Below are 19,625 nucleotides of genomic sequence, written 5' to 3'. Positions count from 1 at the left end.
TCACGCGTTCGTAGCGAGCGTCCACCACCGCCGTGCGCACTTCTGTTGATTCTCAGGGGGTTACCGCGACAATCCTCCCAGTTGAACGCGCTACCGGCAGGGCTACGGGATCCGCACGTCGACGCAAGCTCCCCAGCGGGTAATCGACCGATCTCTGGCATTCATGCCACTCAAACGAATGACGCACGGAAAGACAGATGCCTGATCGGCACTGCCACCGCTGAGCAATGGGTCCCGTTCTCGGTTTTACCAACGGGATTGGCCTGACCAAAAAGCAAAAGGCGCCACTCCTGCCCTGGGCACCCAGGGTGACCGGAACAGCCCGCCAATTCACGGTTCTCGCCACTCTTTACTGCTTTGGCTATGACCGAAGCTATCTCCAGCGCCACCTCGTGAACCACCAGTCAAAGCTATACATCTGCCCATCGAAACTTTTGAAATATTGCAAGCCAATCGCCACTGAAGCTTTAAATGAATAATTGAAACAAAGTTTGTATACATTCCTATCAATAATATGGATTTTTATGGCAGCTGTACGCATTTGACGAGCGTCGAAAACTCTGCAAGATTTAGCACTGGCTGCATGCGACTTACAGCGCGCTGCGCCGAAATCGGCACAGTGATGCAATGCGGATAGGGCCTCGCCAATGCCGCGGTAAGCACATGAATAAAAATAACAGGTGACGAGTATGAAGCGAACGCTGCACGCAGTGATTGCCCCGATGGCCGTCGTCGTATTGACAGTTGGCCTGACAACCCGTGTACTAGCCGAACCCCTAACGGCAACGAAGCTGGTGGAGGGTTGCAAGACCTATCACGCTGGCGAGCAAAATGCGCTCGCAACCAGCTGCCAGGCCTTTATTCATGGCTACCTGTCTGCAAGCAAGGATATTGTTGCTGTCGATGAGCGTCCTTCCGAATTTGTCGCCCGCGCCATTAAAACCCGGGCCAGCCGACTTTCAGATGAAGCGGAACAAAGACTGAGTAGCCGTTACTGCCTCCCAACGACCACAACCCACGACATCCTGATCGCCAAGGTGGCAGAACTTTCGCAGCCGTTCGAAGCGGATGCAACGGCAGAATCCGCGATACTGACGGTGTTGGAAAAGCATTACCGCTGTAAAGACGTACTTAACCCCTAAACCGGTGCCGCCGCGGCGTTTATTCGCGGGCGGCTTCCGTAAAGGTATCTAATAAGATCTTGTAGTAAATCACTCATGCGTTACACCTTTTGCCTTTTCGCCGTTCTCGCGTTTATCTGGTTGACCAACTCCGGACTCTACACGCCACTGATCCTCTCGTTCGGACTGATCTCCGTTGTTTTCGTCATCCTGATTGCCCGGCGCATGAAAGTGGTGGACGGGGAATCGCTGCCACTTGAGCTGTGGGCCACCCTGCCCCGCTATTACTTCTGGCTGTTTCGCAAGATTATTGCCAGCAACCTGGAAGTCGCCGCCTGCGTGTGGAAAGGTCTTTTTTCCCGCAACGCGGCCATCTCGCCCTGCAGCGAGCGCATTCCCACCAAACTGGGTACCGACCTTGGCAAGGTGCTCTATGCCAACTCAATCACCCTCACACCCGGCACCGTAGCCATCGATGTCGATGACCGTTCAATTCTGGTTCATGCGCTGACCCGCAATGGGCTGGATGAGCTGAAGCAGGGAGACATGGAAAACCAGGTTCTCGCGTTGACAGAAAAGTGTCAAAGTCCGGGCGCTGCCGCTGGGGAGCAAAAGTAATGCTGAACGCAACGCTGATCGCCCTGCTTGTCGTGATGGCTCTCGCGCTCGTGCGCGCAGTCAAGGGCCCGACCATCCACGACCGCATTCTCGCAGTAAACATGTTCGGGACGAAGACGGTGCTACTGATCGCCGTCATCTGTTTTACATTCGGCAAACCTGAATTTCTGGATATCGCGCTCGTCTATGCACTGATCAATTTTGTCAGTGTGATTGGCGTACTGCGTTATTTCGAGTTTCGCCAGAGAAATACCAGTGAAGCAACGGAGACAGCAAGTGATTGATTGGTTACTCACCTATGCCAGTGGCGCTCTGCTTCTCCTGGGCTGCTTTTTTATGCTGACTGGCGCTGTTGGCTTGCTGCGTTTTCCGGATTTTTATTCCCGTATGCATGCGGCAGGTATTACCGACACCCTGGCTACTTTCCTGATCATCAGTGGCCTCATGCTCGCAGCAGGGTGGAGTCTGGCACTGTTCAAGCTGGCATTGATTATGCTGTTTATCTTCTTTACCAGCCCCACGGCCAGCCACGCGCTGGCACGCTCAGCCCAATTATGCGCTCTGCGCCTGACCCATCCTGCGAAGACGCCAGATCTCGCAGACGGTTCTGGTACGCCATCACGGGAAAGTGCGTCGACCTCGAGAATCGAAGCCGCGGAGAGCTCTTGAGACAGAATCATCTAAAAGCTGTCCAGTTCGCTGTGCCTGAAGAACACAGCCCAATGCAATAAATACAGACCGATCAAACAAGTATTGATGATGAAAACGATAAAAGAATCAGCCCGGGGAAGATCTTGATGGACCTGTTGCTGGATATCGCACTGCTGGCACTGTTACTGGTGACGGCCATTTCCATTGCCTGGATCAAGGATCTGTTTGCAGCCGCCATGCTCGCGGGCATATACGGACTGCTTTCTGCAGGATTTTTCATGGCGATGGGGGCGGTGGATGTCGCCTTTACCGAAGCCGCCGTTGGTGCCGGCATCTCACCGCTACTGATTATGATGACCCTTGCCCTTTGCGGACGATACCAGCGTGCGGATCGCGATCGCGCTCGCCTGGCAATCGCCCTTGTGGTCACCGTGGGTGCACTGTTGATCACTGCCACCGTCGACATGCCTTCTTTCGGAGACGCCAACGCGCCGGCACAGGCACACGTGGCGCCGCACTACATTCAGGACTCCGCGGAAGAAATCGGTATCCCCAACATCGTGACCTCAGTACTGGCCAGCTACCGCGGCTTCGATACCTTTGGTGAAGTGGTGGTTATCTTCACAGCCGGTCTCGGGGTTCTTGCGTTGCTAATGACCAACACACCCCAGCCACAACCGCTTTTCGAAAGATCCTCTGTTCAACGGCAGTCACGGGATATTGTGCTGCGCGTGGTGGCCAAAGTACTGATTGCGCCCATTATGCTGTACGCGCTCTACGTACAGTTTCATGGCGAGTACGGCCCGGGAGGGGGCTTCCAGGCCGGAGTGATTTTTGCCGTCGCTTTTATTCTTTACAGTCTGGTATTCGGGCTGGATGCAGTGCGCAAGGTTGCCAGCCACGGGCTAGTGCAATTGCTTTCGGCAGTCGGGGTTCTGGTATTTGGCTGCACGGGCCTGTTGAGCCTCGCCAATGGCAAGAATTTCCTGGATTACAGTGCGCTGGCTGACAACCCGATTACCGGGCAGCACATCGGCATTATCGCGATTGAGCTGGGAGTCGGCATTACCGTCGCCGCGGTCATGATCATGATTGCCTATCTGTTCTCGGCGCAGTTGAGCGACCGCGAAGTAGAACGCTCCGACAAGGGGGCTCAGCCGGAAACCGGTAGTACTTCTGGCGGTATTGCCGACAGTGCGGCATCGCCTATGCAAACTTTAGAACAGGGGGCCGGATAAGGTGTTACTGGCATCGCATTACAATTACTGGATCGTTATCGCGCTGATGATGATCGGCCTGTATATGGTCATCGCCCAAGGCAACCTGGTAAAAAAAATCATTGGTCTGAATATTTTCCAGACGTCGGTTTTTATTTTTTACATCAGTGTTGGCAAGGTCGATGGTGCCGGTGCGCCGATCCTGAGCGAGGGCGAAACGCTCTACTCCAACCCGCTCCCCCATGTACTGATTCTCACCGCCATTGTTGTGGGGATCGCCACTACGGCGCTGGCGCTCGCGCTGACGATTCGCATCAAGCGCGCCTATGGCTCCATCGAGGAACGGGATATCCAGGCCGCGGAAGCACTGCAGGAGCAGGCCTCCTCTCAGTCCCAGCCTCATCATCAGGCTCCAGCCGGTAAGGAGAAGTAAACCATGCTGGCACATCTTCCTATTTTGCAGGTGATCCTGCCGCTGATGGCGGCACCTTCCTGCCTGTTGATTCGCAGGGCCACATTGGTGTGGCTGTTTACCGTGGTTGTCAGCATTGCTGCACTTGTGGTGAGCGTATTGCTGCTGCAACAGGTGTACGCAACCGGCCCGATCACCTATGAGCTGGGTGGCTGGAAAGCCCCCTGGGGTATCGAGTACCGCATTGACCTGTTAAATGCCTGGGTCCTGTTCATCGTCACCGCGCTCAGCAGTGTGGTGCTGACTGCAGCGCGTACCAGCGTGCAAAAGGAATTGGAACCCGGCCGGCAAACCGTCTTTTATGCCCTGTACCTGCTGTGCTTTGCCGGATTGCTGGGCATTGTGGCTACCGGCGACGCCTTCAACGTATTCGTTTTCCTGGAGATTTCATCCCTGTCCACCTATGCGTTGATCGCTCTCGGTAAAGACCGGCGCGCACTGTGGGCAGCCTTCCAGTATCTGATCATGGGAACGATCGGCGCGACCTTTATTCTGATTGGTATCGGCTTCCTGTACATGATGACTGGCACTCTGAATATGGCGGACCTGGCTTCGCGTATTCCGCCGCTCGGTGAATCCACCACAGTCCTTGCGGCCTTCGCCTTTATTTTTGTCGGCATCTGCCTGAAGCTGGCACTGTTCCCGCTGCACTTGTGGCTGCCCAACGCATACAGCTGCGCTCCTTCCATCGTGACCGCCTTTCTTGCGGCTACTGCCACCAAGGTCGCGCTCTATTTGCTACTGCGCTTTACCTTCACTGTGTTCGGCGTGGACTTTTCCCTGTCGCACCTGCCGCTGGATACTTTGCTGATTGGCTTAGGTTTAGTCGGTGTATTTGCAGCATCCATCGTCGCGATCTACCAGGCCAACATCAAACGCATGTTGGCATTTTCCAGTGTGGCGCAAATTGGCTACATGGTGGTGGGGATCGGAATCGGTACCGCCACCGCACTCCAGGCCACACTCCTGCACCTGTTCAACCATGCGCTGATGAAAGGGGGTTTGTTCCTGGCATTGGCAGGCCTGGTCTATCAAATGGGCGGCTGCCGCATTGAACACTTCCGTGGCCTTGGACGCACCATGCCGTGGACCATGGCCGCTATCGTCGTGGGTGGCATCAGCCTGATCGGCATGCCGTTGACGGTGGGTTTTGTCAGTAAGTGGTACCTGATTGCTGCCGCCATCGAGCAGCAATTCTGGGTGGTCGCCATACTGGTAATACTCGGCTCGCTGCTGGCGGTCGCGTATGTCTGGAAACTGGTGGAGGCGGCCTATTTTCAAGCCCCGAGTAATGAAACGAAGTCGATTATTCGCAGGGAGGCCCCTGTGGGCATCCTGCTACCCGTGTGGCTGCTGATCGCCGCCAATATTTATTTCGGTATCGACACCCGCCTGCCGATTGAGGTGACTGCCGCTGCCTCCCAATTCCTGCTGGGGGGCGTTGCGCAATGAATACCTCCACTCTGCTGCAATTAACCTTACTGATCCCCATACTGGCACTGGTAGGCATTCAGCTCACTGCACGCTGGGAAAATAGACGGGAAGCGGTTTCGCTGATCGCCGCAAGCAGCTTGTTTTTCACCGTCACCCAGCTTTACCAGCCCATGCTGGCGGGAGAAGTCATTGCCGCTTACTGGCTGGATATTCTGCCGGGACTTGCTCTGTCCTTCCGGGTAGAGCCCCTGGGACTCATGTTCGCGCTGGTGGCGAGCTTCCTGTGGATCATCACCACCCTCTACGCAATTGGATACATGCGCAGCCATGGGGAGAAAAACCAGGCGCGGTTTTTCAGCCTGTTTGCCCTTTCCATTGGCGCAGTCATGGGTATCGCCTTTGCGGAAAACCTGTTTACCCTGTTTATATTCTACGAGGTACTGACCCTCTGCACCTATCCGCTGGTCACGCATGCGGGCACCGACAAGGCGCGCGCAGGTGGACGTACTTACCTCGGTATTTTGCTGGGCACCTCGGTCGGCTTTTTCCTGCTGGCGATCATCGCCACCTGGCTTCTGGCCGGCACGCTGTCCTTCAAGGAAGGCGGTGTTTTCGCACCCGGCACGTCACTCGCGCTCCTGTCTGTGCTGCTGGGACTGTTCGTGTTCGGTGTGGGCAAGGCGGCAATCATGCCCTTCCACCGCTGGCTACCGGCTGCCATGGTCGCACCGACGCCGGTAAGTGCGCTATTGCACGCTGTCGCTGTGGTAAAAGCCGGCGTGTTTGTGCTGTTGAAAATCTGCCTGCTGATTTTCGGTCTCGACACCCTGCAGGCGATCCCCGCAACCGAATGGCTGCTGTATCTCGCCGGTGTCTCCATCCTCCTCGCGTCGATCATTGCCCTGCGCCAGCAGAACCTGAAAAAACGCCTGGCGTATTCCACCGTGAGCCAGCTGGGGTACATTACCCTGGGCGCGCTGCTCGCCACCAGCGCCGGCATGACCGGCAGCGCACTGCATATCGTGATGCATGCCTTCGGGAAGATCACCCTGTTCTTTTGCGCCGGTGCCATTCTGGTGGCCGCACACAAAACCGAAGTCGACCAGCTGCGTGGACTGGGAAGACAGATGCCGGTGACCATGACCGCCTTCCTGGTGGCAAGCCTGTGCATTATCGGTATCCCGCCTACTGGCGGCACCTGGAGCAAGTGGTATCTGATGCTGGGCACTTTTGAGGCAGATCAGTGGATTCTGATGGGACTGCTCATGATCAGCTCACTCCTGAGTATCGCTTACCTGCTGCCCATTCCGCTGCGCGCATTCTTTTCAAGTGGCGACCAGGACAGAGATACCTCTGGCGACGCTGGCACAAGCGGAACTGCCGTTATCCGGGAAGCACCCCTGCCCTCCCTGATCGCCCTCGGTATTACCGCAGCAGGCTGTATTTATCTTTTGCTATTCCCCGATGCGTTTTATCAGCTAATCAAGGCCGGAATCTGATATGAGCGGTAAAAAACAGGATTTCTTCGACAATCCAAACAACATCCGCAACATGCTGCGAGTGTTCTACGTTATCTGCGCGTTATTGTTTGCCGCAGACTTTGTGGTGCATCGCCATACGGAATTCCGCTGGGAGGGCCTGCCCGGCTTCTATCCCGTCTACGGTTTTGTAGGCTGTGTCATCCTGGTGTTTGCCGCCAAGTGGATGCGCACCTTCCTGATGCGCCCGGAGGACTACTACGACAAGCGGGAGCTGGTCGATCTCGACACCGCGGAAGGTGGCGCATCATCCGAGCAGGAAGTCGCTGGCTACCCGAACGGAGGGCACGACCGTGTTTGAAGTTGCGCCATTTATTCCGTTCTTTATCGCTGCCACGCTGGGCCTGTTTTTACGCGGCTGGATGCGGGCGCTGCTGTTTATTGCCGTCCCGGTCATTGGACTCGCCAATTTATGGCTACTCGGCGCCAGTGGCACAGGTATTTCCTTTGGCCACTACGCCATTCTCGATTTCAACCTGCTGCTGTTCAACGCGGACAGATTAAGCCTGCTGTTCGGTTACCTGTTTCATATTGCGGCACTGATTTCGGTGATTTACGCCCTGCACGTGCGTGACACCCTGCAACAGGTGGCCAGCATGCTCTACGCGGGCAGCGCACTGGGTGCGGTGTTTGCCGGTGATCTGTTGACCCTGTTTATCTTCTGGGAACTGCTGGCACTCACCTCGGTATTCCTGGTGTGGGCGCGTCGCAGTGGCCGGGCCTATGTGGCCGGGCTGCGCTACTTCACCCTGCATATCCTTTCCGGGCTACTGCTCCTCGGCGGAATCATCTTCTACGGCCAGGCCCACGGCACCCTGGAATTTGGTCAGATCGGACTCGACGGCAACGCCTATAGCTGGATGATTTTCCTCGCTTTCGGGATCAAGTGCGCCTTCCCGTTCTTCCATAACTGGCTTACGGATGCCTACCCGGAGTCCACCCCCACTGGCACGGTATTTTTGAGCGCCTTCACTACCAAGGTAGCGGTTTATGCGCTGGCGCGGGCCTACCCAGGTACCGAGCTGCTGGTCTATATCGGCGCTACCATGGCCTGCTTCCCGATTTTCTATGCCGTCATTGAGAACGACCTGCGCCGGGTACTGGCCTATAGCCTGATCAACCAGCTGGGCTTTATGGTCGTGGGTATTGGCATCGGCACGTCGCTCGCCATCAACGGTGCCGTGGCGCACGCCTTTAACGACGTGATCTTCAAGGGGCTGTTGTTTATGTCGATGGGCGCGGTGCTGCACGTGACGGGCAAGATCAATGGCTCGGAGCTTGGTGGTCTCTACAAGAAGATGCCCAAGACCACAGTGCTGTGCATCATCGGTGCGGCCTCCATTTCCGCATTCCCCCTGTTCAGCGGGTTTGTCAGCAAGTCCATGGTGATGAGTGCGGCGATCAAAAACGGCTACGACTGGGTATGGCTGATCCTGCTGTTCGCTTCTGCAGGGGTCTTCCACCACGCGGGCATCAAGATCCCCTACTTCGCCTTCTTCGCCCACGACGCCAAGCTACCGGCGCGGGAGCCGCCGGTGAATATGCTGATTGCGATGAGTATTGCTGCGGCGCTGTGCCTGGCCATTGGTATCTATCCTCAGGCGCTGTATAGCCTGCTGCCGCACGAGATGTCCTACACCGCCTACGACGTCACCCACGTGCTCACCCAGCTGCAGCTGCTGTTCTTCTCGGCACTCGCGTTCGTGTGGCTGAACCTGCGGCACCTGTACCCGCCGGAACTACCGTCAGTGAACCTGGATGTGGAATGGATTTACCGCAGACTGATCCCTGATGCCATGCGGGCCACGTTCAATCGCCTGTTTGCGCTGGACAAGCGCCTGCGCCGGGCTGCGGTTGGTGGTGTGGAGCGGCTGGTCGAAGGCGTAGCGAGCCATCACCGCGCCGACGGCATCATGGCCCGCAACTGGCTCACCGGCAGTATGGTGGCCGGGGTGGTGCTTTTACTGGGTATCTACCTGATACTGGGGTGGCTGTAGGAAACAGCTGCTCGGGGTCGCATCGACCGGAGAGTGGAAATACAAACAGCGCAAGCGGAAATCTAGTGAAGCCGCTCGCGCTGTCCCTCTTCGGCAGCCTGCTCATCTATACCGTGTGTCATGACGAAAAAATAGGCGAGCTGCGGTTGCCCCTGCACTTCCACGAACAAGTCAAAAATATGTTCGTTCTTCTCTCCGCGAGTGACTTGTACTGAAGCTACCGCCGCGGGCTCAATAAACAATTCAGATACAGGACGCTTGCCACGCATGACCTGTACCACCAGCGTTCTGGAATCTTCCTCGCCAAACCGCCAGTAGTAATCGTCGTCGTCGTAGAAAGTCGTATCGGCGGTCCCCGCCCGCAGAATGCAGTTCGGGTGCTGGGTCAACCAGGGCCAGAATTCCTGGAAGCTCATGGATGCCTGGGGCTGCGTACTGGCTTCAATCATCCAACTGTGCGATGCCTTCGGCACCGCCCTCCAGGCCAAATTCTTCGGCAATCTGGCGGCACCATTGATTCAACCGCGCCGCCGTCAATTCTTCCTGCTGATCTTCATCGATGGCCAGACCGACAAACTTTGCCGCCCCAGGTACTTCGGCCTTGGATGCCTCGTACTCATAGCCCTCGGTGGACCAGTGGCCGACTATCTGCGCACCTTTCTCGATGATCACATCGTGCAGCATACCCATGGCATCGAGGAAATAGTCCCCGTAGCCAAATTGATCACCCAGGCCAAACAGAGCCACTTGCTTGCCGGCAAAATCGACTTCCTGAATGTCCTCCCAGAATTCCTCCCAGTCGGACTGGATCTGACCGAAGTCCCAGGTAGGAATACCGAGAATGACTTGCTGGTAATCAACAAATTCTAGCTGGGTCACATCGGCGATATCGTGCACATCGACACGACTCTCTCCCAGGCGCACCCGAATTCGCTCGGCGACGGCCTCGGTATTGCCCTCGTCACTGCCAAAAAACAAGCCGATCTTACTCACAATCACTCCTACTCACTGCCGGTGACCTTTGGCCTCCTCGTCTCTCCCGCCGCACGCCATCGACTTGCCGGTCAGGCGCGCCTGCAAAGCGGGCGCGGTATTCTCCCAACTCTGCGCCTGCTCGGCAAGCCAGAGGGGGTCGCAGCCACAAAAAAGCCCCCGCAGGGCGGGGGCTTCAGGCGTTACAAGAAAGTGACTGATCTACTGGGCACTGTCACCCTCTGCTTTCTTGTCATGGTGATGCTTGCCGCGGTGCTCCTTCCAGCGCTGCTTGCGCTCCTTGTGACGCTCCTTGCGCTCCGCTTTCATCTGCTCAAATTTGGCTTTCTGGTCATCGGTCAGAATGGCCTCGAACTCCTGGTGCATCTTGTGGCGCTGCTGCATGCTCTGCACCGTGATCTGGCCCAGTTCCGCACCGAGCGCGTCGAGCTGGGACTGATCCGCACCGGACTTCACCGCCTCACGCAACTGCTCTTTCACTGCATGCTTGCGTTCCCGAAGCCCTTGCCGGGTTGCCTTGGCAGCCTCGTGATTCGCCTTGATCTGGGCTTTCTGCCCCTCCGTCAGGTCCAGCTTTTCCGCCATCCGCTCCAGCATTTTTTCGGCATCGTGGTGCATACCATACTGCTTGAAGTGATGGGCTTTCCTGAATCCCTCGTCTGGCTGAGCCGTCGCCCCGGTGCCTACTACCAGCAGGGAGGCCGCTACCATTGCACTACCGACTGCCATTCGCCAGTTGCTCTTCATCATTTCCTATGTCCTCATGTGTTCAACAGGTGTGTATAAAGAATAGGGCGCGCCAAGGTAAATAGGGGATAACCGCGGTAAACAACTGTTAAGAACAGTAAAAGCGCCGGCGGGACGGGCAGCAGCCTGAGAGAAACTTCCTATAATGGCGCAAATTCTTCAGGAATCAGCATGAACCGGATACTACTGGTCGATGACGACCGCGAACTCACCGACCTGTTGCGAGAGTTCCTCTGCGGAGAGGGCTTCGAAGTCACCGTTGCCAATGACGGTGGGCGGGGTCTAGAGCTCGCACGCCAGGGGAACTACGACGCACTGGTACTGGATGTCATGCTCCCAATCCACAACGGGTTTGATGTGTTGCGACACCTGCGCGCAGACAGTGGGCGCGGGGCGTCTGTGCCCGTGCTGATGCTGACCGCCAAAGGTGACACCGTTGATCGTATCGTCGGACTCGAAATGGGTGCTGACGACTATATGCCCAAGCCGTGCGATCCACGGGAGCTGGCCGCCCGACTGCGCGCGGTACTCCGTCGTGGCACTCCCACACAGGAACCGGATACCGGTCCCCTCTCCAGCGGCAACATCAGTTTGCATCCGGAAAAACATCAGGCGCTGTGGATTGACCAAACGCTGCCGCTAACCGGTGCCGAGTTTTCCGTGTTGAAATGCCTGGTACAAAATGCAGGCGAGGTGGTCAGTAAGGAATCTCTGACCGAGAATGCTTTGGGGCGCAAGTTAATGGCTTACGATCGCTCAATCGACGTACACGTCAGTAATCTCCGCAAGAAACTCGCGGAGGCTGGTGCCAGCCGAGACCAGATTATCAATATTCGCGGTGCGGGTTACATGCTGACCAGGGAAGTTGGCGGCTGATGGGCAACCTCTTCTGGAAAATGTTTGTCGGCGCCTGGCTGACCGCAATGATCATGGTGATCTCCACCATCTACGTCACGCATATGCGCGAGTTCGGAGACCCCAGGCAGGAAGACCGTTGGGAAGGCACGGAGCTTGTCCGCGAGTTAACGCACAACCTCCGTCGCACCCGTCGGCACGGTGTCGACCATCTGCGGCACTGGCTCGAGCGGCAGCCTGCCGATGTCCAGGCGAGAATCTTTGCAGTAGACAGCAATGGCGACGAGATGCTGGGGCGCGCGCTGCCCGATGGTATCTCTCCGTTACTGGAAAACCTGCAATGGCGTGATCGCGAAAAATATGCCCTGATCAATGGCAAACCAACTCTCGGGTTCTTTATCCCGACGCGAGATCGCAATGTGTTGCGCGTTGCTTTCGTTGCAGGCCGCAGCAAGCAAGAACTGCTGCTGCGCTTCCTGTGGCGAAACTTCTGGCCAATTCTGCTCGTTTCGATGCTCGCCTCCGGGGCGGTCTGCTACTGGCTCGCGCGTTACCTCAGTAATCCCCTGCAGGAATTGCGTGCGGCCACCCGCCGCGTCGCAGCGGGCGAATTTGATTATCGTGTTTCCCCCATGATCAGCCGCCGCAGTGATGAACTCGCGGAGCTCGCCACAGATTTTGACTCGATGACCGGGCAATTGCAGGCCTCGATGGAGGAGCAACGCCGCCTCATCAAGGATGTGTCACACGAGCTGCGCTCACCACTTGCGCGGCTGCAGGTGGCGCTGGGCATTGCGCGGCAAAAGAATGTCGCCAGCCTGGATCCAGAGCTGGAAAAGATTGGCAAGGCCGCAGACTATCTCGAAGACATCATCTCGGACATCCTGTCGCTGCCTGTCGCGGGCGGTGATACGAGACCACTGGATGACGTGGTCGAGCTGAACAGTCTCGTCGATGCGGCGCGGACCGAGTTGTCCGCGGAAGCCGCAGAGCGCGACGTCAACATTCACGTTACGCACAGTGGCTCAGAAGAACTGGTGGCAACACGGGGCAGCTCACTGACCGCAGTGATGGAGAACGTGCTGCGCAATGCCATAAAGTACAGTCCCGCAAACAGCGCAGTTCGCGTCGAACTCACGCATCTGGGCCAGGACGGCAAACAAGTCGGAAACCGCTGTCGCGTCCGCGTATCAGACTCCGGTAACGGGGTTAGTGAGACGGAGCTGCAGGCAATTTTCCGGCCTTTTTACCGCACGGACGATGCTCGAACACGGGAGAGTGGCGGAATTGGCCTGGGCCTTGCCATCGCGCAGCGGACCATTATGCAGCATGGCGGCAACATTACTGCCCGCAACCTCAAACAGGGCGGCCTGTGCGTCGAAATTACCCTGCCCTGTATTGATGGACTGGGAGAAGATGACACCTGAGAAGAGAACCCGCGTGTCGCGGACAGGAGTGCGCCAAATGGCATGAAGACGGCCACGTGACATGGCAAGGTATGAAGCCGCGCAGTAAACCGCTAAACTCACGCTCATACAGGGCGGGCCCTGTCAGCAACACCACGGCCTACCCCCTTCGCTCCAATAACAACAAAGGGACTGTCATGCGCTGGTTTGTCGTCATCATCACGTTTCTGATTGCACTGGTCGTAGCGGGCTACTTTTTCCCGCGCGAAGTCAGCCTCGAGCGCACGGTCACTATCGACGCGCCGCCGGAAAAAATCTTCAATTACCTGAATAACATGCGGAACTTCAATACCTGGTCCCCCTGGTATTCCATCGACCCTTCTACCAAGTATGAGTACAGTGGCGCTCAAGAAGGTTTGGGTGCGCGCATGTCCTGGACCAGCGAGGACCCCAATGTGGGCATGGGCAAGCAAACGATCATTGCCAGCGAGCCCGATTCATTGATTCGCACGCATCTGGACTTTGGCACGCAGGGTATGGCCATGGCCGAATGGCGCCTGGAGCCGGTTGGCGATGTCACCGAAGTAACCTGGGCATTCAGTACCGATGTCGGCGAGGGCCCGCTGGCGCGCTGGACCGGCCTTTTCGTCAAGAAAATGGTGGGGGACTCCTATCAGCAGGGCTTGGACAAGCTGAAAAAACTGATTGAATCCGACCCCGCCAACAAACAGCCAGTTGAACCGCAGCCAGAATAAGCGGCTGACAGTCACCTTCCGAATGGTATCGAACACCCAGTGAACGCTGGGGTTCGATACGCACCCTCCCTCGCGGACCTCTCCGCTCCGCTTGCCACTTTCCCGCGTTGCTATACTCGGTGTTTTGGCAGACGCCACCATGATGACCGAAGCGCATTACCGTCAGTATATTCGTGATTTCAATGCTGCCTGCGCCGGTGACGGCAGTGGATTCGAGCGTTTTTTTGACCAGTATTACGAACCGGACGCCACCTTCGAATATATTCCCAAGGCCCTCAAAAACCGGGGCAAGCAAGTCACCGTCAGGTTCTGGGAGTCGGTGCACCAGATCATGGAAGAGAAAATCCAACCCCATACGAGTTTTGTGCACACGGGCCACAAACTGGCAGTCGAAGCACCGATCGATTTTCTATGTAAGAAGGATCTGGAATGGGTAGGCGTGGCGCATGAGGCCGGCAGTCGATTTCGACTGCAAATGGCTGCGTTTTACGAGGTAAGTGAGCACAACAAATTCAGCTATGTGCGGGTGTATTCAATTTATCAACCCGCCTATCAGGTCTAGCGCACGGCCAACTCCCCTCTGGGAAGTCGGCCCGTATCAGCGACCTTAACGCCCCCGACGACCGGCAGGTGCGGCAGACTTGCGCAAGCGACGGCGCTGGCGCTGCAGGTTCTGGCGCTCAGCCTGGGTCAGCGGTCGCTGGCCCAGCTTCGGCATGCCCGCTGTCACACAGAGGTCATCGATTTCCGCCGGCTCCATTTCGATCCACTGGCCGACGCGAACATGGGAGGGAATAAACACGCTGCCATATCGCACACGCTTCAGGCGGCTCACACGCACGCCCTGAGATTCCCACAGGCGACGCACCTCGCGGTTGCGACCTTCCATCACAACGCAGTAGAACCAGCGATTATTGCCCTCGCCACCGCTCTCGACGATATCCGTAAAGCGCGCGGCACCATCTTCGAGCAGCACTCCCGCCAGCAAGCGTTTCTTCATCTCGTCATCCACTTCGCCCTGGATACGTACCAGGTACTCCCGGTCGATGACAGACGATGGATGCATCAGTCGATGGGCCAGCTCGCCGCTATTGGTAAACAGCAACAAGCCGCTGGTATTGAAATCGAGACGACCAACCGAAATCCAGCGGCCGCTGCTCAACCGCGGCAAGCGATCATAGACCGTCGGGCGACCTTCGGGGTCATGACGCGAACAGATCTCGCCAACCGGCTTGTTATAGAGAATGACCCGGCAACGCTCGGGCTCGGAAGCCGCTACGCGGCGCCCATCCAGCTCGATGACATCTTCTTCGCCAACGCGCTCACCGAGCTCGGCCACTTCACCGTTCACACGAACGCGGCCAGCTTCAATCGCGCGCTCCATTTCCCGGCGAGAACCGAGACCAGCGCGCGCCAGGACTTTTTGCAATTTCTCGCCAGACGGCGGGATACCTTCACTCATGTGTCGGATTTTTCCGTATTCAATGTCTCAGACGAGGAATCTAACGCCTCGTCGTCGCTTCCAGCGACCTCTTCACTCTCTGTGTCGCCAGAGGGTGCACCAAACAGACTGCTCGCGGGCAAGGAAGCGGAAATAGAGCCCTTAGCGATATGAGAGCCCTTAGCGATATGAGAGCCCTCAGCAATATCAGAGCCCTCAGAGCCTTCCACTTCATCAGCCTCATCAGCCTCATCAGCAACTTCGACTTCGACTTCGGCTTCGGCTTCAGCTTCGGCTTCGGCTTCGGCTTCGGCTTCGGCTTCGGCTTCGGCTTCGGCTTCGGCTTCGGCTTCGGCTTCGGCTTCGGCTTCGATAACAGCATCCTCGCTTGCGGCCTCTGCCACAACCTCATTGTCGGACACCAGAGTCTCCTCCGCCGGAGTATCGCGCCCTTCTACGGCAACCGCCGCCACAGGCACAGCCACCTCGCCAGATTCCACGTGCTCCGCAGACGTGTCTGCCTCTACCAACGCATCGTCGCCTGCCACTTCCCCGGAGTCGACCGACGGGAGTGTCTCACCGTCCGAATGCGCTTCTCGCGGCTCGTCGCCTTCGTCTGCATCACCAGCCGCCTCGTTCACGGAATCGGCGGCCTGCGATTCCACAGCGCCCTCCGCGCCCGCAGCCTCAGCAGACTCCGATGCTGCCTCGGCGTTGTTGGCTTCATTGGCCGCGGCTTCACCGCCCGCTGCGGCACCACCCAGATCCAGACTCTGGTTCAGGCTTTCGATATCGCGAATTTCTGCCAGAGTCGGCAAATCATCCAGGGTGCGCAGATTAAAGTAGTCCAGAAACTCTTTGGTGGTGGCGTACAGTGACGGCTTACCCGGCACGTCACGCTGACCGACGACTTTGATCCAGCCGCGCTCCGACAGCGTCTTCACAATATGTGAGCTCACCGCGACACCGCGAATTTCTTCGATATCACCGCGGGTAATCGGTTGTCGATAGGCAATGATCGCCAGAGTCTCCAGCGTCGCACGGGAGTACTTCTGGGGCTTTTCCTCCCACAGACGGTTGACCCAGGGAGCCAGCTCCGCAGGCACCTGAAAGCGCCAGCCGCTGGCCACCTGCTGCAGCTCAAAGCCGCGCTCCGCACAGCTTTCGGCGATCTCCTGCAGGACTTCCTGCAGATCCTTCTTCTCCGGGCGTTCGCCCTCATCGATCAGCGAAAGCAGTCGATCTTCTGTCAGAGGCTGACCAGCCGCCAGCAGCGCGCCTTCGACAATTCGGCGCAGTAATTCAGGAGCGATTGTCATTTCTGTCACTCTCAACCAATTTCGCCCGCACTGTTTCAATCAGCACGAGTCTTACTATCCTCGCGATCCGGGTCCCGCTTCAGCTCGGGCTCAGTTCTCCGGAAGGCGCTTCTTCACTATCCACTTCATCAGCAGCTTCGCTGCGCGCGGACACATCATTCACCCTGTCCATAGGCGCTGGCTCATCCTCGTCAGAAGAAGCGCCAGGATCCACCCGGTCATCAATCGCATCGACATGATCGTCTGCGTGTACCGGTTCCTCTTCGTCAATGTCCTCTGCATACGGCTCACCGGAAAACTCGTCCGCGTGTCCCATATCCAAATCGTCCACCAACTCTGCGTCCGGGTCCTGTCCGGCGGCACGCACGTGGATGGGACCAAAGGCCTCGTTCTGGACCAGCTCCACCAGGGATTCCTTGACCAGCTCCATTACGGCCAGGAAGGTCACCACAACGCCCAGGCGTCCCTCCTCCACCTTGAACAAGCTCACGAATGGCACGAACTGGCGATGGCGAATGCGATCCAGCACCTGGGTCATACGTTCACGAGTAGAGAGTTTCTCCCGCTCGACCTGATGGCTTTCGAACATATCGGCACGTCGCAGGACATCGGCCAGGGCAACCAGCACTTCCTGCAGGCAAACGTCCGGGTCTGGGCGGGTAATATTGCGATCCGGTGCCTGGGCCGAGGCCTGGTGAATATCCCGGCCAACGCGGGGAATCTCGTCGATATCCTCGGCAGCGGTTTTGAAACGCTCGTACTCCTGCAGGCGACGGATCAGCGCTGCACGTGGATCCTCACCTTCTTCCTCTTCGGATTCCGGCGGACGCGGCAGCAACATACGGGATTTGATCTCGGCGAGCATTGCCGCCATGACCAGGTATTCCGCTGCCAACTCGAAGCGGATGGAGGTCATCATCTCCACGTAAGTCATGTACTGGCGCGTGATATCGGCAACATTGATCTCGAGAATGTCGAGATTCTGCCGACGAATCAGGTACAGCAACAGGTCGAGGGGCCCCTCAAAGGCCTCGAGGATCACTTCCAGCGCATCGGGTGGGATATACAGATCTGCGGGGAGATCCGTAACGGCTTCGCCCTGTACCACGGCAAAAGGCATTTCGCCCTGACGGGGACCGGCGGCACCCTCGGAGTCACCGGTCGCTTCGGTAGTGGCAACCTGTTCAGGGGCGGTGTCGGCGTTATCGGCCGATGCTTCAGTACCAGCCTGCTCTTCGCCACCAGCCTCCACGGCCGCGGCTACATCGGCGAGTACCTGCGCCTCCGCTTCGGCGAGTAATTCTTCACTGGACACTGGAATACCTACACAACGCAAACGGCCGATTATACACGTGGCCGCAGCCGTCAGCTGATAATTTCGTCAATTGCCCCGCACCCCTGACGCACCAGCTCCGGCTCGTCTCCGGTCAGATCGACAACAGTCGTGGGCTCCAACCCACAAAAGCCGCCATCAATGACCAGCTCAACCTGGTGCTCGAGGGTGTCACGGATGTCATAGGGGTCAGTCAGCGGCGCGGTTTCACCCGGCATAATCAGGCTACAGCTCATGAGTGGCTCACCCAGCTGATCCATCAGCGCGAGCGCAATCGCATTGTCCGGCACCCGCAATCCAATGGTCTTGCGCTTGGCATGCATCAGACGCCGCGGCACTTCAGCGGTTGCGGGCATAATAAAGGTGTATGGACCGGGGGTATGTGCCTTGAGCAGGCGAAACATCTGGTTGTCCACCTTGGCGTAGCTCGCCAGTTCAGACAGGTCGCGGCACATCAGGGTGAAATTATGCTGCTTGTCGAGCTGTCGCAACGCGCGAATGCGCTCCACCGCCAGCTTGTCGCCCAGTCGGCAACCGAGCGCGTAGGCAGAATCCGTGGGAAATACGATCACGCCACCACCGGCCACAATATCTGCAGCCTGGACGATCAGGCGCCCCTGGGGATTTTCCGGATGAATCTGAAAAAACTGCGCCATTGCTCTTCCCCCTGAATCCACTACCTTGCTGCAGCAACCGAACGTGACTAATGATCCATAGCCGGTGCTGCGTTGTCCCCTGCGGGGCGGGTAGTTTGCCACAGATTCCAAATCGGCTCGACGTCCACAGGCAGGTGAACACTGCCAAGTTCGCGCCACGGCTGCCCGGGTTGGTGGAAATCACTGCCGAGGGACCAGATCAGCTGAGGGGCGACCTGATCGCGCAGACGGCGCAACTCCTGTATCTGCTGGGGATTCTGGCGCCCGCAGAGGAGTTCCAGCGCATGTCCCCCGGCCACGGCAAACGACACCAGTAAACGCGACAACTGCGTGCGGGTGAGTCCGTACTTGAGCGGATGGGCCAGCACTGCGGCGCCACCGGCGGCCTGAATCGTTGCAACCGTAGCCTCGATATCCGGCCACTCGGTGCGCACATCCCCGGCCTTACCGGCGCCGAGGTAGCGACGAAACGCGATTTCCATGGACTCGACATGGCCGGCATCCACCATCCAGCGGGCAAAATGCGGACGCCCCAGCACCGGACCACTGCAGTAGGCTTTCGCCCCTTCAAGTGCCCCGGTGAAGCCACGTTTTTCCAGGCGATCGGCGATGGCGCTGGCGCGCGCGACGCGCAAATGCTGCCGTTCATCGATCGCTGCTCGCAGAGGCGCCGAGTCGGGATCGACATTCAAGCCGACAATATGCACCTGGCGCCGGCCCCACAGTGAGGAAAACTCAATGCCCGGCAACACGTGCACCCCGCACTCCTGCCCCGCCGACCGGGCCTCGGCAAAACCCGCGATCACATCGTGGTCGGTCAACGCCAGCAGCGAAACCCCCTGGGATTTCGCCCTCGACACCAGCTCTCGAGGACTTAAAATACCGTCCGACGCCGTGCTGTGGCAGTGCAGGTCGATTTTGTCGGCAAGCGCACTGTGAGGAAGCTGTTGCAAAAATGACTCTCCGGTTTCGCCAGCGGCGATAGAACTTGGCAGATACCCTCGGTCACGGAACAAGCGGTGCCCGCGGGTGTCCTATTTTAACTGGATTGATGCTTTCTGGCAGAACCCAG

The 19,625-nt window shown here is 57.7% G+C and carries 21 protein-coding genes and 1 pseudogene; 14 read left to right on the top strand and 8 right to left on the bottom strand.

What is annotated here, in order from left to right; all coding sequences use genetic code 11:
* Nucleotides 1–689: 689 nt before the first annotated feature.
* The 10 genes from ACXAD0_RS09900 (at nucleotide 690) to ACXAD0_RS09855 (ending at nucleotide 9,048) form a co-directional block, all read left to right on the top strand.
* Nucleotides 690–1,142 carry a Rap1a/Tai family immunity protein gene (locus tag ACXAD0_RS09900; protein ID WP_475088244.1) on the top strand — a complete coding sequence of 151 codons (453 nt, stop codon included), beginning with the start codon at nucleotides 690–692 and terminating at the stop codon, nucleotides 1,140–1,142.
* A gap of 75 nt (nucleotides 1,143–1,217) precedes the next feature.
* A complete protein-coding gene (locus ACXAD0_RS09895) occupies nucleotides 1,218–1,739 on the top strand; it encodes a Na+/H+ antiporter subunit E (protein WP_475088242.1) in 522 nt (173 codons plus the stop codon).
* Nucleotides 1,739–2,023, top strand: a complete 285-nt coding sequence (locus ACXAD0_RS09890; RefSeq protein WP_475088240.1) for an MrpF/PhaF family protein — start codon at nucleotides 1,739–1,741, stop codon at nucleotides 2,021–2,023. Before ACXAD0_RS09895 ends, ACXAD0_RS09890 begins: the two co-directional genes overlap by 1 nt.
* The gene (mnhG, locus tag ACXAD0_RS09885) at nucleotides 2,016–2,408 is read left to right on the top strand and encodes a monovalent cation/H(+) antiporter subunit G (RefSeq protein ID WP_475088239.1); all 393 of its coding nucleotides are present in this window, start codon (nucleotides 2,016–2,018) and stop codon (nucleotides 2,406–2,408) included. Before ACXAD0_RS09890 ends, mnhG begins: the two co-directional genes overlap by 8 nt.
* A gap of 128 nt (nucleotides 2,409–2,536) precedes the next feature.
* Entirely contained in the window at nucleotides 2,537–3,628 is a 1,092-nt protein-coding gene (locus ACXAD0_RS09880; RefSeq protein ID WP_475088237.1) for a DUF4040 domain-containing protein, read from the top strand.
* A gap of 1 nt (nucleotide 3,629) precedes the next feature.
* The gene (locus tag ACXAD0_RS09875) at nucleotides 3,630–4,040 is read left to right on the top strand and encodes a cation:proton antiporter subunit C (protein WP_475088235.1); all 411 of its coding nucleotides are present in this window, start codon (nucleotides 3,630–3,632) and stop codon (nucleotides 4,038–4,040) included.
* Between the two features lie 3 nt (nucleotides 4,041–4,043).
* Nucleotides 4,044–5,531, top strand: a complete 1,488-nt coding sequence (locus ACXAD0_RS09870; protein ID WP_475088233.1) for a monovalent cation/H+ antiporter subunit D family protein — start codon at nucleotides 4,044–4,046, stop codon at nucleotides 5,529–5,531.
* Complete coding sequence (locus tag ACXAD0_RS09865) at nucleotides 5,528–7,012, top strand: proton-conducting transporter transmembrane domain-containing protein (RefSeq protein ID WP_475088232.1); 1,485 nt, start codon at nucleotides 5,528–5,530, stop codon at nucleotides 7,010–7,012. Before ACXAD0_RS09870 ends, ACXAD0_RS09865 begins: the two co-directional genes overlap by 4 nt.
* 1 nt (nucleotide 7,013) lies before the next feature.
* Complete coding sequence (locus ACXAD0_RS09860; RefSeq protein ID WP_475088230.1) at nucleotides 7,014–7,352, top strand: hypothetical protein; 339 nt, start codon at nucleotides 7,014–7,016, stop codon at nucleotides 7,350–7,352.
* Nucleotides 7,345–9,048: a Na(+)/H(+) antiporter subunit D gene (locus ACXAD0_RS09855; protein ID WP_475088228.1), complete on the top strand. Its 1,704-nt coding sequence runs from the start codon at nucleotides 7,345–7,347 to the stop codon at nucleotides 9,046–9,048. Before ACXAD0_RS09860 ends, ACXAD0_RS09855 begins: the two co-directional genes overlap by 8 nt.
* A 62-nt stretch (nucleotides 9,049–9,110) precedes the next feature.
* Here the strand turns inward: ACXAD0_RS09855 and ACXAD0_RS09850 are convergent, their stop codons facing one another.
* The 3 genes from ACXAD0_RS09850 to ACXAD0_RS09840 form a co-directional block, all read right to left on the bottom strand.
* Nucleotides 9,111–9,497, bottom strand: coding sequence for a hypothetical protein (locus ACXAD0_RS09850; protein WP_475088226.1), 387 nt, complete (start codon nucleotides 9,495–9,497; stop codon nucleotides 9,111–9,113).
* Complete coding sequence (locus tag ACXAD0_RS09845; protein WP_475088224.1) at nucleotides 9,490–10,041, bottom strand: flavodoxin; 552 nt, start codon at nucleotides 10,039–10,041, stop codon at nucleotides 9,490–9,492. The genes ACXAD0_RS09850 and ACXAD0_RS09845 overlap by 8 nt, the downstream gene beginning before the upstream one ends.
* Before the next feature lie 201 nt (nucleotides 10,042–10,242).
* On the bottom strand, nucleotides 10,243–10,791 hold the full coding sequence (locus ACXAD0_RS09840) for a Spy/CpxP family protein refolding chaperone (RefSeq protein WP_475088222.1): 549 nt from the start codon (nucleotides 10,789–10,791) through the stop codon (nucleotides 10,243–10,245).
* 168 nt (nucleotides 10,792–10,959) lie between these two features.
* On the opposite strand from ACXAD0_RS09840, the gene ACXAD0_RS09835 reads away from it, so the two are divergent.
* The 4 genes from ACXAD0_RS09835 to ACXAD0_RS09820 all read left to right on the top strand — a co-directional run bounded on the left by ACXAD0_RS09835 (nucleotide 10,960) and on the right by ACXAD0_RS09820 (nucleotide 14,366).
* Nucleotides 10,960–11,664: a response regulator gene (locus ACXAD0_RS09835; protein WP_475088220.1), complete on the top strand. Its 705-nt coding sequence runs from the start codon at nucleotides 10,960–10,962 to the stop codon at nucleotides 11,662–11,664.
* Nucleotides 11,664–13,070, top strand: coding sequence for an ATP-binding protein (locus ACXAD0_RS09830; RefSeq protein WP_475088218.1), 1,407 nt, complete (start codon nucleotides 11,664–11,666; stop codon nucleotides 13,068–13,070). The genes ACXAD0_RS09835 and ACXAD0_RS09830 overlap by 1 nt, the downstream gene beginning before the upstream one ends.
* A 176-nt stretch (nucleotides 13,071–13,246) precedes the next feature.
* Nucleotides 13,247–13,804: an SRPBCC family protein gene (locus ACXAD0_RS09825; protein ID WP_475088217.1), complete on the top strand. Its 558-nt coding sequence runs from the start codon at nucleotides 13,247–13,249 to the stop codon at nucleotides 13,802–13,804.
* A 139-nt stretch (nucleotides 13,805–13,943) separates the two neighbouring features.
* On the top strand, nucleotides 13,944–14,366 hold the full coding sequence (locus ACXAD0_RS09820) for a hypothetical protein (RefSeq protein WP_475088216.1): 423 nt from the start codon (nucleotides 13,944–13,946) through the stop codon (nucleotides 14,364–14,366).
* A gap of 45 nt (nucleotides 14,367–14,411) precedes the next feature.
* Here ACXAD0_RS09820 and rluB read toward each other — a convergent pair whose 3' ends face one another.
* From rluB to ACXAD0_RS09795, 5 genes and pseudogenes are all read right to left on the bottom strand, one after another.
* On the bottom strand, nucleotides 14,412–15,266 hold the full coding sequence (gene rluB / locus ACXAD0_RS09815; RefSeq protein WP_475088215.1) for a 23S rRNA pseudouridine(2605) synthase RluB: 855 nt from the start codon (nucleotides 15,264–15,266) through the stop codon (nucleotides 14,412–14,414).
* Complete coding sequence (gene scpB, locus ACXAD0_RS09810; protein WP_475088214.1) at nucleotides 15,263–16,564, bottom strand: SMC-Scp complex subunit ScpB; 1,302 nt, start codon at nucleotides 16,562–16,564, stop codon at nucleotides 15,263–15,265. Before scpB ends, rluB begins: the two co-directional genes overlap by 4 nt.
* Before the next feature lie 349 nt (nucleotides 16,565–16,913).
* A pseudogene (locus tag ACXAD0_RS09805) lies at nucleotides 16,914–17,816 on the bottom strand (segregation and condensation protein A); the annotation flags it as partial.
* Between the two features lie 113 nt (nucleotides 17,817–17,929).
* Nucleotides 17,930–18,553 (bottom strand): L-threonylcarbamoyladenylate synthase, encoded by a 624-nt coding sequence (locus ACXAD0_RS09800; RefSeq protein WP_475088213.1) that lies wholly within the window; start codon nucleotides 18,551–18,553, stop codon nucleotides 17,930–17,932.
* A 47-nt stretch (nucleotides 18,554–18,600) separates the two neighbouring features.
* Nucleotides 18,601–19,506 (bottom strand): PHP domain-containing protein, encoded by a 906-nt coding sequence (locus tag ACXAD0_RS09795; RefSeq protein ID WP_475088212.1) that lies wholly within the window; start codon nucleotides 19,504–19,506, stop codon nucleotides 18,601–18,603.
* Between the last annotated feature and the right edge of the window lie 119 nt (nucleotides 19,507–19,625).

The organism is Microbulbifer sp. ABF4_148, assembly GCF_056158985.1.
The sequence above is the reverse complement of the archived record's forward strand: the minus strand, read 5'-3'. Positions and strand labels throughout refer to the sequence as shown.

Coding starts and splice junctions, on each gene's coding strand:
- ACXAD0_RS09835 (WP_475088220.1), top strand. CDS start 10,960: ATGAACCGGATACTACTGGTCGATGACGACCGCGAACTCACCGACCTG.
- ACXAD0_RS09865 (WP_475088232.1), top strand. CDS start 5,528: ATGAATACCTCCACTCTGCTGCAATTAACCTTACTGATCCCCATACTG.
- ACXAD0_RS09860 (WP_475088230.1), top strand. CDS start 7,014: ATGAGCGGTAAAAAACAGGATTTCTTCGACAATCCAAACAACATCCGC.
- ACXAD0_RS09895 (WP_475088242.1), top strand. CDS start 1,218: ATGCGTTACACCTTTTGCCTTTTCGCCGTTCTCGCGTTTATCTGGTTG.
- ACXAD0_RS09890 (WP_475088240.1), top strand. CDS start 1,739: ATGCTGAACGCAACGCTGATCGCCCTGCTTGTCGTGATGGCTCTCGCG.
- ACXAD0_RS09830 (WP_475088218.1), top strand. CDS start 11,664: ATGGGCAACCTCTTCTGGAAAATGTTTGTCGGCGCCTGGCTGACCGCA.
- ACXAD0_RS09800 (WP_475088213.1), bottom strand. CDS start 18,553: ATGGCGCAGTTTTTTCAGATTCATCCGGAAAATCCCCAGGGGCGCCTG.
- ACXAD0_RS09870 (WP_475088233.1), top strand. CDS start 4,044: ATGCTGGCACATCTTCCTATTTTGCAGGTGATCCTGCCGCTGATGGCG.
- ACXAD0_RS09820 (WP_475088216.1), top strand. CDS start 13,944: ATGATGACCGAAGCGCATTACCGTCAGTATATTCGTGATTTCAATGCT.
- ACXAD0_RS09880 (WP_475088237.1), top strand. CDS start 2,537: ATGGACCTGTTGCTGGATATCGCACTGCTGGCACTGTTACTGGTGACG.
- ACXAD0_RS09850 (WP_475088226.1), bottom strand. CDS start 9,497: ATGATTGAAGCCAGTACGCAGCCCCAGGCATCCATGAGCTTCCAGGAA.
- scpB (WP_475088214.1), bottom strand. CDS start 16,564: ATGACAATCGCTCCTGAATTACTGCGCCGAATTGTCGAAGGCGCGCTG.
- rluB (WP_475088215.1), bottom strand. CDS start 15,266: ATGAGTGAAGGTATCCCGCCGTCTGGCGAGAAATTGCAAAAAGTCCTG.
- ACXAD0_RS09900 (WP_475088244.1), top strand. CDS start 690: ATGAAGCGAACGCTGCACGCAGTGATTGCCCCGATGGCCGTCGTCGTA.
- ACXAD0_RS09825 (WP_475088217.1), top strand. CDS start 13,247: ATGCGCTGGTTTGTCGTCATCATCACGTTTCTGATTGCACTGGTCGTA.
- ACXAD0_RS09840 (WP_475088222.1), bottom strand. CDS start 10,791: ATGATGAAGAGCAACTGGCGAATGGCAGTCGGTAGTGCAATGGTAGCG.